The organism is Variovorax sp. LjRoot130 (genome assembly GCF_964253755.1).
In the GTDB taxonomy this organism is placed as follows: domain Bacteria; phylum Pseudomonadota; class Gammaproteobacteria; order Burkholderiales; family Burkholderiaceae_C; genus Variovorax.
In genome coordinates, this window is the sequence record NZ_CAXURM020000001.1 from 1278023 (window position 1) to 1290313 (window position 12291).

Annotated in this window: 10 protein-coding genes; 7 read left to right on the forward strand and 3 right to left on the reverse strand. The window is 66.4% G+C overall.

Annotation, left to right across the window (positions count from 1 at the left end; genetic code table 11):
- From ACSQ86_RS06435 to ACSQ86_RS06465, 7 genes are all read left to right on the forward strand, one after another.
- The gene (locus tag ACSQ86_RS06435) at positions 1 to 1788 is read left to right on the forward strand and encodes a GspE/PulE family protein (protein ID WP_436308628.1); all 1788 of its coding nucleotides are present in this window, start codon (positions 1 to 3) and stop codon (positions 1786 to 1788) included.
- 118 nt (positions 1789 to 1906) lie between these two features.
- The gene (locus tag ACSQ86_RS06440; protein ID WP_436293871.1) at positions 1907 to 2395 is read left to right on the forward strand and encodes a tripartite tricarboxylate transporter TctB family protein; all 489 of its coding nucleotides are present in this window, start codon (positions 1907 to 1909) and stop codon (positions 2393 to 2395) included.
- Between the two features lie 13 nt (positions 2396 to 2408).
- Positions 2409 to 3923 (forward strand): tripartite tricarboxylate transporter permease, encoded by a 1515-nt coding sequence (locus ACSQ86_RS06445; protein WP_436303042.1) that lies wholly within the window; start codon positions 2409 to 2411, stop codon positions 3921 to 3923.
- An 85-nt stretch (positions 3924 to 4008) separates the two neighbouring features.
- Positions 4009 to 4980 (forward strand): Bug family tripartite tricarboxylate transporter substrate binding protein, encoded by a 972-nt coding sequence (locus ACSQ86_RS06450; RefSeq protein ID WP_436303043.1) that lies wholly within the window; start codon positions 4009 to 4011, stop codon positions 4978 to 4980.
- Between the two features lie 3 nt (positions 4981 to 4983).
- Positions 4984 to 6597, forward strand: a complete 1614-nt coding sequence (locus ACSQ86_RS06455) for a gamma-glutamyltransferase family protein (protein WP_093108959.1) — start codon at positions 4984 to 4986, stop codon at positions 6595 to 6597.
- A gap of 5 nt (positions 6598 to 6602) precedes the next feature.
- Complete coding sequence (locus ACSQ86_RS06460; protein ID WP_436303045.1) at positions 6603 to 7526, forward strand: DMT family transporter; 924 nt, start codon at positions 6603 to 6605, stop codon at positions 7524 to 7526.
- Positions 7527 to 7545: 19 nt separating this feature from the next.
- On the forward strand, positions 7546 to 8334 hold the full coding sequence (locus tag ACSQ86_RS06465; protein ID WP_436308629.1) for an SDR family oxidoreductase: 789 nt from the start codon (positions 7546 to 7548) through the stop codon (positions 8332 to 8334).
- A 22-nt stretch (positions 8335 to 8356) separates the two neighbouring features.
- On the opposite strand, the gene ACSQ86_RS06470 is transcribed toward ACSQ86_RS06465, so the two are convergent.
- The 3 genes from ACSQ86_RS06470 to ACSQ86_RS06480 are packed head-to-tail and all read right to left on the reverse strand — an operon-like array spanning position 8357 to position 12277.
- Positions 8357 to 9793, reverse strand: coding sequence for an MFS transporter (locus tag ACSQ86_RS06470; RefSeq protein WP_436308630.1), 1437 nt, complete (start codon positions 9791 to 9793; stop codon positions 8357 to 8359).
- 28 nt (positions 9794 to 9821) lie between these two features.
- A complete protein-coding gene (locus tag ACSQ86_RS06475; protein ID WP_436303048.1) occupies positions 9822 to 10805 on the reverse strand; it encodes a tripartite tricarboxylate transporter substrate-binding protein in 984 nt (327 codons plus the stop codon).
- Between the two features lie 59 nt (positions 10806 to 10864).
- Complete coding sequence (locus ACSQ86_RS06480; RefSeq protein ID WP_436303049.1) at positions 10865 to 12277, reverse strand: amidase; 1413 nt, start codon at positions 12275 to 12277, stop codon at positions 10865 to 10867.
- Positions 12278 to 12291 lie beyond the last annotated feature (14 nt).

The window sequence follows — 12291 nt, forward strand, 5'->3', positions numbered from 1 at the left end:
ATGAGCGCTGTCTCTCCACCCAAGTCCGCCGCCTCCCGCCACGAAGGGCCGCTCGATCTGCGGCATCTGATCGAATGGCTCGCCAAGGATGGCGTGATCTCGCCGGTGGAGGCCAAGCGCACGCTGGCGCGCTGCGCGCAGGCCGAGAGCCGCCAGCATCCGCTGGTGCGGCTCGCGAATGTCGCGATGACGCGCGAGAGCGACGGCAAGCCGCTCGACCTGGAGATGCTGAGCCAGTGGCTCGCCGGCCGCGCCGGCCTGGCCTATCTGCGCATCGACCCGCTCAGGGTCGACGTGGGCAAGGTGGCCGACACCATGAGCGCGGCCTATGCGGAGCGGCACAAGGTGCTGCCGGTGCAGGTCACGCCCGCCGAGGTGGTGGTGGCGACGGCCGAACCTTTTCTCACCGACTGGATCGCCGAGGTCGAGCGCCAGGCGCGCCGCGCGGTGCGGCGCGTGGTCGCGAACCCGGTCGACATCCAGCGCTATACGGCGGAGTTCTTCTCGCTGGCCAAGTCGGTGCGCGCGGCGCAGAAGGCCGGCGGCAATGCGGGCGGCGCCAGCTTCGAGCAGCTGGTCGAGCTCGGCAAGAGCAACAAGCAGCTCGATGCCAACGACCAGAGCGTGGTGCAGGTGGTCGACTGGCTCTGGCAGTACGCCTTCGACCAGCGTGCCAGCGACATCCACCTGGAGCCGCGGCGCGAGCAGGGCGTGATCCGCTTCCGCATCGACGGCGTGCTGCACCCCGCCTACCAGATGCCGATGGGCGTGATGAACGCGATGGTGTCGCGCATCAAGCTGCTCGGCCGCATGGACGTGGTCGAGAAGCGGCGGCCGCTCGATGGCCGCATCAAGACCCGCAACATGCGCGGCGAAGAGGTCGAGATGCGGCTCTCCACGCTGCCGACCGCCTTCGGCGAGAAGATGGTGATGCGGATCTTCGACCCCGACACCGCGGTCAAGGACCTCGATGCGCTCGGCTTCGCGCAGCACGATGCGCAGCGCTGGGAGCAGCTCGTGACGCGCCCGCACGGCATCATCCTGGTGACCGGACCGACCGGCTCCGGCAAGACCACCACGCTCTACTCGACGCTCAAGCGTGTCGCGACCGAGGAGGTCAACGTGAGCACGATCGAGGATCCGATCGAAATGATCGAGCCCTCCTTCAACCAGACGCAGGTGCAGCCGCAGCTGGACTTCGGCTTCACCGAGGGCCTGCGCGCGCTGATGCGGCAGGACCCGGACATCATCATGGTGGGCGAGGTCCGCGACATCGCGACGGCCGAGATGGCGGTGCAGGCCGCGCTCACCGGCCACCTGGTCTTCAGCACGCTGCACACCAACGATGCACCGAGCGCGATCACGCGGCTGATGGAGCTCGGCGTGCCCAACTACCTCGTCAACGCCACCATGCTCGGCGTGCTGGCCCAGCGCCTGGTGCGCACCCTGTGCCCGCATTGCAAGGCGCCGGACGACAGCGTCACGCGCGAACAGCTCGGCGAGTTCGTCAAGCCCTGGCAGATCACGGGCTCGGTGCGGGCCTACAAGCCGGTCGGCTGCGTCGACTGCCGCATGACGGGCTACCGCGGCCGCATGGGTCTGTACGAACTGCTCACCGTGGGCGAGGGCTTCAAGGCGCTGGTCAACAAGGAGCCCAACCTCGCTGGCCTGCGCCGCCAGGCCGTGGTCGACGGCATGCGGCCGCTGCGGCTGGCGGGTGCGCTGCGCGTGGCCGAGGGCCTGACGACCATCGACGAAGTCTTGAGCGCGACCCCGCCGCTCGAGTAGCTTCGGCGCGGCCTCGCGACCCGGGATAACCCTAGGCTCTTGCTAGGTGGAATCCACATCAAGCTGACCACTGCCTGACCACACAATCCGCTGTTCGAATTTTTCGAGGGGACTGTTCGTGAAAATCAAGAGTCAGAAGGACTTCTTTGCGGGGCTGATGTTCACCATCGTCGGCATCGCCTTCGCATGGGGCGCGACGACCTACAGCGTGGGCAGCGGCGCGCGCATGGGCCCGGGCTACTTTCCGCTGATGCTGGGCATCCTGCTGGGCATCCTGGGGATCATCGTGATCTTCACGGCCCTCACCATCGAGACGGTGGACGGCGAGCCGATCGGAAAGATCGCATGGCGGCCGCTCGGCTACATCATCGGTTCCAACCTCATGTTCGGCATTCTGCTCGGCGGCCTGCCCAGCATCGGGTTGCCGGCCATGGGCCTGATCGCCGCGATCTACGCACTGGTGCTGATCGCCGGCCTCGCGGGCGAGCACTACAGCCTCAAGTCGAGCCTGATCCTCGCCACGATCCTGGCCGTCGGCAGCTACCTGGCCTTCGTGGTCCTGCTGAAGCTGCAGTTCCAGGTGTGGCCCACCTTCATCACCGGCTGAGAGCAACGTCGCCATGGAACTCATCAACAACCTCTCCATCGGGTTCGCCGCGGCCTTCACGCTGCAGAACCTCATCTACGCCTTCGTCGGCTGCCTGCTGGGCACGCTGATCGGCGTCTTGCCCGGCATCGGCCCGGTCGCCACCATCGCGATGCTGTTGCCGGCCACCTACGCGCTGCCGCCGGTGGCCGCACTGATCATGCTCGCGGGCATCTACTACGGCTCGCAGTACGGCGGCTCGACCACCGCGATCCTGGTCAACCTGCCGGGCGAATCGTCCTCCGTCGTCACGGTGATCGACGGGCACCAGATGGCCAAGCAGGGCCGAGGGGGAGCGGCACTTGCGGCCGCCGGCCTGGGCTCCTTCTTCGCCGGCTGCGTGGGCACGCTGATCCTGGCCGCCTTCGCGCCGCCCTTGACCGAGCTGGCCTTCAAGTTCGGCCCGGCCGAATACTTCTCGCTGATGATTCTGGGCCTGATCGGCGCGGTGGTGCTGGCCTCGGGCTCGCTGCTCAAGGCGATCTGCATGATCGTGCTGGGCCTGCTGATCGGCCTGATCGGCACCGACGTGAATTCGGGCGTGGCGCGCTACAGCTTCGACATCCCCGAACTGACCGATGGCGTCGGCTTCATCGTGATCGCCATGGGCGTCTTCGGCTACGGCGAAATCATCTCCAACCTCTCGCGGCCCGAGGAAGAGCGCCAGGTCTTCACCTCCGAGGTGCACCACCTGTGGCCCACCAAGGAAGACTTCAAGCACATGACGCCGGCGGTGCTGCGCGGCACCACGCTGGGTTCCTGCCTCGGCATCCTGCCGGGCGGCGGTGCGCTGCTGTCGGCCTTCGCGGCCTACACGCTCGAGAAGAAGATGAAGCTCAAGCCGGGCGAGATTCCCTTCGGCAAGGGCAACATCCGCGGCGTCGCAGGCCCCGAAGCGGCCAACAACGCCGGGGCGCAGACCTCCTTCATCCCGCTGCTCACACTCGGCATCCCGCCGAATCCGGTGATGGCGCTGATGGTCGGCGCGATGACCATCCACAACATCCAGCCTGGCCCGCAGGTGATGACCAGCAACCCCGAGCTGTTCTGGGGCCTGATCGCCTCCATGTGGATCGGCAACCTGATGCTGATCATCCTGAACCTGCCGCTGATCGGCATCTGGATCAAGCTGCTGTCGATTCCCTATCGCTGGCTGTTCCCGGCCATCGTGCTGTTCTGCGCGATCGGCGTGTACTCGACCAACAACAACACCTTCGACGTTTGGATGGTCGCGATCTTCGGCGTCATCGGCTACGCCTTCATCAAGCTCGGATGCGAGCCGGCGCCGCTGCTGCTGGGGCTGATCCTCGGCCCGATGATGGAAGAGAACCTGCGGCGCGCGCTCTTGCTCTCGCGCGGATCGTGGGCCGTGTTCGTCACGCGCCCGATCTCGGCCGGCCTACTCGTGGCGGCCGCGCTGATGGTCGTGATCGTCTTGCTGCCCGCGGTGAAGTCCAAGCGCGAAGAAGCCTTCGTCGAGCCTGATTGACTGGGCTCGCCGAACAAAAAGGCCGCCTGAGGGCGGCCTTTTTGTTTTTCAACTAGGCTTTGCCTCCTCGTCAGAATCGATGCCCATGAAAAGAATCAACTTCCTTCGCGCGGCTGCGATCGTGCTGTGTACGGCAGCCATGCCGACCGCCTTCGCGCAGGCCTATCCCAGCAAGTCCATACGTCTCATCGTGCCCTTCCCTGCCGGTGGCGCCACCGATCTTTTTGCACGCACCCTGTCGCAGAAGATGGGCGAGAAGCTCGGCACCACGCTGGTCATCGACAACAAGCCGGGCGCCGGCGGCGCGATCGGATCCGATCTCGCGGCCAAGGCGCCGGCCGACGGCTACACGCTGCTGCTGGCCACCACCAGCACGCACGCCATCGGACCCGCGATCAACGCCAGGCTGCCCTACGACACGGTGCGCGACTTCACGCCGATTGCCCACGTGGGCGATGCGCCGAGCGTCATGCTGGTGCCCAACAGCTCGCCGGCGAAGACGGTGCGCGAATGGATAGCGTACGCACAGAAGAATCCCGGCAAGCTCAACTACGCATCGAGCGGCAACGGCACCATCGTGCAGCTCACCACCGAGCTGTTCAAGTCGCAGGCCGGCGTGTTCGTCACGCACATCCCGTACAAGGGCACCGCGCTCGCGATTCCCGACCTGATCAGCGGCAAGATCGACGTGCTCTTCGATTCGCTGCCCACCGGCATGCCGCATGTGCGCGACGGCCGGCTGCGCGCGCTGGGCGTGACGACGCTGAAGCCCAGCCCGCTCGCGCCCGAGTTGCCGGCCATCGCCGAGGTGCTGCCGGGCTTCGAATCGAACACCTGGTTCGGGCTCTACGGTCCCAAGGGCCTGCCGGCGGACATGACGGCGCGCATCAACAAGGCGGCCAACGAGACGCTCGCCGATCCGGAAGTGCGCGACAAGTTGTCGAAGCTAGGCATCGCACCGACGATCGGCACGCCCACGCAATTCGCGAGCATGGCGGCGCAGGACGCCGCCAAGTGGAAAAAGATCATCACCGAACGAAAAATCACAGGCGACTGAGCAATGAAATTCGACTACGCCAATCCCTATCCCTCGATCCGCATCCCCGTCTTCGCACGCAACGTCGTCTCGACTTCGCATCCATTGGCCGCGCAAGCGGGCCTTCGCATCCTCCAGCAGGGCGGCAATGCAGCCGACGCGGCCATCGCGACGGCTGCGGTGATGACCCTGGTCGAACCGGTCAGCAACGGCCTGGGCAGCGATGCCTTCTGCATCCTGTGGGACGGCGAGAAGCTGCATGGGCTCAATGCCTCCGGCTCGGCGCCGCAGGCCTGGACGCCCGAGTACTTCCGCCGCAAGTACGGTGCCGATGCCGCGACGCCACCGCAGCGCGGCATCGACTCGGTGACGGTGCCGGGCGCGGTCGGCGGCTGGGTCGCGTTGTCCGAACGCTTCGGCAAGCTGCCCTTCGAAGACCTGATGGCGCCGGCCATCGAGATCGCCGAGCGCGGCTACCTGATGCCGCCGGTGGTGCAGCAGAAGTGGGCCGCGGCCACGCCGATCCTGCAATCGCAGCCGGGTTTCGCGCAGGCCTTCCTGCCATGGGGCCGTGCGCCCGAGGTCGGCGAGCTGTTCCGCTTTCCAGCCGCGGCGCGCGCCCTGAAGGCCATCGCCGCGACCAGGGGCGATGCCTTCTACAGCGGCGAGATCGCCGAGGCGTTGGGGAAATTCTCGAACGCCAACGGCGGCAGCCTCAAGGTGCGCGATCTCGCCAACTGGAAGCCCGAGTGGGTCGAGCCGATCTCGCAGAACTACCGCAAGCACACGCTGCACGAGATCCCGCCCAATGGGCAAGGCATCGCGGCGCTGATTGCGCTCGGCATCCTCGAGCACTTCGACATGGCATCGATTCCGGTCGATTCGGTCGCTTCGCAGCACCTGCAGATCGAGGCCATGAAGCTGGCCTTTGCGGACACCTACCGCTACGTCTCGGACCCATCGTCGATGGAGGTGACGCCCTTGCAAATGCTCGATGGCACCTACCTCGCCTCGCGTGCCAAACTCATCGACGTGAACAAGGCGCAGGACTTCAAGGCGGGCAACCCGGTCAAGGGCGGCACCATCTACCTCACCGCCGCCGACGAGCGCGGAATGATGGTGAGCTTCATCCAGAGCAACTACATGGGCTTCGGCTCCGGCTGCGTGGAGCCTGAATTCGGCATCAGCCTGCAGAACCGCGGCCACGGTTTCAGCCTCGATGCCAAGAGCCCCAACGTGGTGGCGCCTGGCAAGCGGCCTTTCCACACCATCATTCCGGCCTTCCTCACGAAGGACGGGCAGCCCGTGATGAGCTTCGGCGTGATGGGCGGCAACATGCAGCCGCAGGGCCACATGCAGACACTGGTGCGCATGCTGGACTACGGCCAGAACCCGCAGGCCGCCTGCGATGCGCCGCGCTGGCGCTTCAACAGCGGGCTCGAGATCAACGTCGAGGCCGCCATGAATCCGGCGACGGTGCGCGGCCTCGCGGAGCTCGGCCACAAGGTCGACGTGATCAACGACTCCTACCAGGACTTCGGCGCCGGCCAGTTCATCTGCCGCGCGGGCGATCCGGCGGTCGAAGGCTACGTGGCCGCGAGCGATCCGCGCCGCGACGGCCTGGCGGCGGGGTTCTGAGATCGATGTCTGCGGTTCAGGCCACGCCCGGGCAGCTCGCGCACAGGAGCATCGGACCCGGCCTGGCTCTCGCCACCGCTGGCGCGATCGCGTTCAGCGGCAAGGCGATCATCGTCAAGCTCGCGTACCGCTACGGCGTCGATGCGGTCACGCTGATCATGCTGCGCATGCTGTTCGCGCTGCCGCTGTTCGCGCTCATGGCCTGGTGGGCCGGGCGCGGCAAGGCGGCGCTGACGCGGCGCGACTGGCTGGGCGTGTTCGGTCTCGGCTTTTCGGGCTACTACCTCTCGAGCTTCCTGGACTTCGCGGGCCTGGCCTACATCACGGCCAGCCTGGAGCGGCTGATCCTGTACCTCAACCCCACGCTGGTGCTGCTGTTCGGCTGGATCGTCTACCGCCGGCGCATCACGCGCTGGCAGGTGGCGGGCATGGCCGTCAGCTACGCCGGCGTGCTGCTGGTGTTCGGCCACGAGGTGCAACTGGGCCAGAGCGCGGCCGCAGCCTGGGGCACGCTGCTGGTGTTCCTGAGCGCGGTGAGCTATGCGGTCTACCTCGTCGCCAGCGGCGAGTTCGTCAAGCGCCTCGGGTCGCTGCGGCTGGTGGGGCTCGCGACCAGCGTGGCCTGCGTGCTGTGCATCGCGCAGTTCGTCCTGCTGCGGCCGATCAGCGCGGCCCTGCAGGTGGCGCCCGAGGTGATCTGGTTGTCGGTGCTCAATGCCACGCTGTGCACCGCATTGCCGGTGCTGGCGGTGATGATGGCCATCGAGCGCATCGGCCCCGCGATGGCAGCGCAAACGGGTATGGTCGGGCCCATGTCGACCATCCTGATGGGCGTGCTGATCCTCGGCGAGCCCTTCACCGCGTGGATCGCGGCCGGGACCGTCCTGGTGATCGCCGGCATTTTTGTCTTCACTCGAACCGGGCGCTGAAGGCCCGAAGGAAACGACCATGGATTTTGGAATTGCAGGCAAGACCGCGCTGGTGTGCGGTGCGAGCAAGGGCCTCGGCTACGGCTGCGCGGAAGCGCTGGTGCGCGAGGGCGTGAACGTGGTGATCGTCGCGCGCGGCGCCGAGGCGCTGGAGGTCGCGGCGAAGAAGCTGTCGGCGCTCGCGGGGCCCAAGCCTTTCGTCAAGCATGTCGCGGCCGACATCACGAGCGCCGAAGGCCGCGCCGCGGTGTTCGCGCTACACAAGGATTTCGACATCGTGGTCACCAACGCCGGCGGCCCCCCGCCCGGCGATTTCCGCGACTGGGACCGCGAGGCCTGGATCAAGGCGGTCGACGCCAACATGCTGACGCCGATCGAGCTGATCAAGGCCACGGTCGACGGCATGGCCGCGCGCGGTTTCGGGCGCATCGTCAACATCACCTCGAGCTCGGTGAAGGCGCCGATCGACATCCTCGGCCTCTCCAACGGCGCACGCAGCGGCCTCACCGGCTTCGTCGCCGGCGTCGCGCGCACGGCCGTAGCGGCGAAGGGCGTGACCATCAACAACCTGCTGCCGGGCTCCTTCGACACCGACCGGCTCAAGGGCACCATGGCCGGCGCGGCGAAGAAGTCCGGCCAGGACCTGGACACCGTCATGGAAAGCCGCAAGAAGAACATCCCGGCGCGGCGCTTCGGCACGCCGGAGGAGTTCGGCGCCATCTGCGCCTTCCTCTGCAGCGTGCAGGCGGGCTACCTGACGGGGCAGAACGTGCTGGCCGACGGCGGGGCCTATCCGGGGACCTACTGAGCCGCAGGCACGGTCGTCGGCGTCAGCGCACAGCTCTGTTTCTACGCTGTATCGCGAGAGAAAGCAGGACGCCAAGCGCACAACACGCGCTCAGGGTTCCAAGCGCCCAATGGCATCCCTGCGTAAAGCTGGCAAGATCGGCGTCGCTCAAATGACCCAGGGAGCCGCCATATGCGGCGCGCTGCGCCAGTGGGGGCAACGGTGCAGTCGCGATGCTCAGCGTCAAGGCCGTGCCGATCACAAACCCCGCGTTTTGCAGAGTGGAACGCACGCCGTTGGCGATGCCGCGGCGCTCCGTGCCCACACTGCGCAGGATGGCAGTGTTGTTGGGCGTGACGAAGATTCCAATGCCGACACCGAACAGAAGCAGACTCGCACCGAGCTTCGCTCCGTCGACATCGGGGCTCAGGAAAAAAGTCAACCCGGCAAGACCGCAAGCGGCGAGCAACATCCCCGCCGTGCACAGATGTTCGGCGGCAATGCGACGGGTGAGCGCGCCGGCAACGGGTGCGGCCAACAACATTCCCAAAGCGACCGGCGCAATGCGGATTCCCGCGCCCAGCGAATCCAAACCGCCGGCTACCTGCATGAACAATGCAACGAGCACCACGGGTGCCGCTTGGGCCACGGACAGCAAGAGCACGCAAACATAAGCCCCCGCGCGCGAAGGATCTGCAAAGAGGCCAGGATCGACCAGGGGCTGTGTCCGGGTCATCTGCGTCACAACAAAGGCCGCGAGTGCAACGGCCCCCACCACCGCGCCAATGCATACCCCAGGACTCAGCCAGCCTTGAGGGCCGCCCATCGACAGCGCATACACCACGCCACCCAGTCCCGCGAAGGACAGCAGCGCGCCGATGCCATCGAACCGTTCGACGCTGGGTGCCGACATGAATGGCAGTGCGCACCATGACCATACGAGCGCTCCAACGCCCAGTGGGACATTGAGCAGGAATATCGCGCGCCAACCCCATACGGCTGCTACTGCGCCTCCGATGAGGGGTCCCAGAACCTGTGCGAGCGCCGCGACCATCGCCAGGATCCCCAATGCCAAGCCCAGCCTGCCGCCGCCAAACGCGTCACTCACGAGGGCGCTGGTGTTGGCAAACACCGCCGCTGCGCCAACCGCCTGCAATACCCTGAACATGAGCAAGACCGGCGCCGTGGCCGACCACGCGCAGCCTGCGCTGGCAAGCACAAAAATCGCCAATCCTGCAAGGTAGAGCCGACGCCGCCCCCAGATGTCTGCCAGGCGCCCGAAACTCAAGATGCAGATCGTGCTGACCAGCATGTAAGACAACAAGATCCAACTCGCCTGCGCTGGCGTGGCCTCCAGGCTCCCGGCCACCAGTGGCAGAGCCACGCTCAACGCACTGGCATTGACGAAACAAAGCGCCGCGCCCAGGCATGCGCTCAGGAGCACCGGCCACCCTGCAAGCTTGCGGGGCGATGACAGCAAGGGCGGGCGGGCCGTTGCTTGCGACACCTCAGTCCTCGCTCTTGAAGCCGGATGCTGCGACCACCGGACGCCAGAACGCCCGCTCCGTGCGCATCGTGTTCTGCAGTTCCGCGCCCGGCAATCCGCTGGCCTCCAGTCCGAGGCGATCCAGCTGTTCTCGCACTTGCGGCACCTTCATGGCGGCGATCATGGCCTGCTCAAGCCGCGCGACGACTTCCTTGGGTGTGCCGGCTGGCGCGTAGGCCCCATAGGAAGCATTCGCGTGATCGAATGCTGTGATACCCGATTCGTTCAGCGTGGGAACGTCAGGCAGCCATTTCAGGCGGGTCTTGCCCGACACGGCAAGAATGCGCAGCTTGCCGGCGCGGTGCAGCTCCAATTGGCTGGCGAGCGCGTCCGTGCCGATCGGAACGTGTCCGCCGACGATGTCGGCGGCCAAGGGCGCCCCGCCTTTGTAGCTGACCGCAGCAAGGGGCGCATCGACGGCCTTGGCCAGCATCAAGATGCTGAAATGCAGCGCGCCGCCGAGGGATGTCAGGCCGAATCCAGTCTGCGTGGGGTTCTGCTTGACCCACGCAACATATTCCTTGACGGTGCGGTAGGGTTGTTGCGCGCCGGCCGACACCACCGTCGGTGCATACGCGAGGTGGGCCACCGGAATGAAGTCCTTGTCCACGTTGTAGTTCAAGCGGCTGTACGTCATTGGAAAGATGACAAACGGCGGCGTCGATCCGAGCAGGATGGTTCTGCCGTCCGGCCGCGAATTCTTCACCGCCTCGATCGAAATGCGCGTGGAGGCTCCGGGGCGGTTCTCCACCAGCACCGGTTCCTGCAGGGACACCCTCATCTGTTCAGCCACGGCACGGGCCAGCGTGTCCAGCGCGCCGCCTGGCGGGAAGCCCACGATCAGCCGCATCGGCGCTGCGGGCGCGGTGCTGGTCTCGGCGGCCGTCGCAGTGGAAATCAGGGCGAGCGTCGCGCTGAACAGGAAAGAGTTCAAAAGCTTGGTCATTGGAGGCTTTCGGGAGGGAGGGAAAGACGACCGGCAAGGCGCAGGCAAGCACCTGCACATCAGCAAAAAGCCAACTCGGGCGTGAACGTCTCGTGCGCCTGCGATGCTTCGAAGAGAGCCGCCACGCGCAGCAAGGCCGCGTCCTGACGAAAGCGGCCCACGATCTGCAAGCCGATCGGCAGTCCAGCGGAATCGACACCGCACGGCAGACTGATGGCCGGATGCCCGGTCAGGTTGAAGGGCATGGTCCAGGGAAACCAGTTCGCCCGCACCTCCGGAACAACATTCCCGTCGATGTTCATGGAGCCGAAGAGGTCCTGATCGATCGGCAGTGCCGTACAGGAAAGCGTGGGCATGACCAGGAAATCGCTGCGCGCCAGCAATTCCTGCACGTGCCGAAAAAGCTCGGTGCGGGCGAACATCGCGTGCTGGTATTCGACCCCATCGACATCCTTCGCCAAGGCGAGTTGCTGCAAGAGCGAAGGGCTGAGCTTGTCGCCGTGCGCCGCGGCCAGCGGTGCAAAGCGGCCCCGCCAGCTGGTGTGGTTGATCACCCGCCACAGCGGCTCGATATCGAAGCCCTGGCCGGACATTTCCTCCAGCTCGGCGCCCAAGTCACGCAGGCTGCCCAGCGCCCGTTCGAATGCGCTGCTGACGTCGCGGGCAATCGGACGCCCCTTCGGCGCTGCACAGAACAGGAGGCGAAGACCTTTCAGGTCTCCATCGTGGCGCAGCACATCGTGGTAGGGGGTGACGGGCATCCCGATCGACCAGGGATCGGATCCATGTTCGCCGGCCATGGCCTGCAGCATGAGTGCCGTGTCGGCCACGTTGCGGGTGGTTGGAGTCACATAGGTGTAGTTGGCGAAGGCGTCTTGAACCTGGCTGTGCGGAACAACACCCTGGCTCTGCTTCAGACCCACGACACCGTTGCAAGCGGCCGGAATGCGCGTCGATCCGCCGCCGTCGGTGGCTACGGCCAACGGCGCAATACCCGCTGCCATGGCCACCGCCGCACCCCCGCTCGATCCGCCGCTGGTGCGCGTGGCATCCCACGCGTTGCAGGTCCGCCCGAACAGCGGGGCGTCCGTCAGGCACTTGGCGCCGAATTCGGAAGTGGTCGTCTTGCCGATCAGGATCGCGCCCTGCCGGCGCAAGCGTGCCACTGCTTCCGCATCGTGGTCGGGCACATGATCCTGGTACAGCACAGAGCCGAAGGTGGTACGGACGCCTCGCGTGTTGACCAGGTCCTTCACCGTCAAGGGCACGCCGTGCAGTGCGCCGAGCGCCTCGCCACGCATCACGGCCGCCTCTGCCGCCTTCGCCGCGCGCAGCGCTTCGTCGTGACAGATGGTGATGAAGCAGTTGAGCCGTGGCTGGAGCGCATCGGCTCGCGCGAGGACGGCCTCGGTGATCTCGACCGGCGACAGCTCGCGTCGCGCCACCCGGGCGCGCACCTCGGTGGCCGACATCTCGCACAACTCTT

Coding starts and splice junctions, on each gene's coding strand:
- ACSQ86_RS06435 (WP_436308628.1), top strand. CDS start 1: ATGAGCGCTGTCTCTCCACCCAAGTCCGCCGCCTCCCGCCACGAAGGG.
- ACSQ86_RS06445 (WP_436303042.1), top strand. CDS start 2,409: ATGGAACTCATCAACAACCTCTCCATCGGGTTCGCCGCGGCCTTCACG.
- ACSQ86_RS06450 (WP_436303043.1), top strand. CDS start 4,009: ATGAAAAGAATCAACTTCCTTCGCGCGGCTGCGATCGTGCTGTGTACG.
- ACSQ86_RS06455 (WP_093108959.1), top strand. CDS start 4,984: ATGAAATTCGACTACGCCAATCCCTATCCCTCGATCCGCATCCCCGTC.
- ACSQ86_RS06460 (WP_436303045.1), top strand. CDS start 6,603: ATGTCTGCGGTTCAGGCCACGCCCGGGCAGCTCGCGCACAGGAGCATC.
- ACSQ86_RS06465 (WP_436308629.1), top strand. CDS start 7,546: ATGGATTTTGGAATTGCAGGCAAGACCGCGCTGGTGTGCGGTGCGAGC.
- ACSQ86_RS06475 (WP_436303048.1), bottom strand. CDS start 10,805: ATGACCAAGCTTTTGAACTCTTTCCTGTTCAGCGCGACGCTCGCCCTG.
- ACSQ86_RS06480 (WP_436303049.1), bottom strand. CDS start 12,277: ATGTCGGCCACCGAGGTGCGCGCCCGGGTGGCGCGACGCGAGCTGTCG.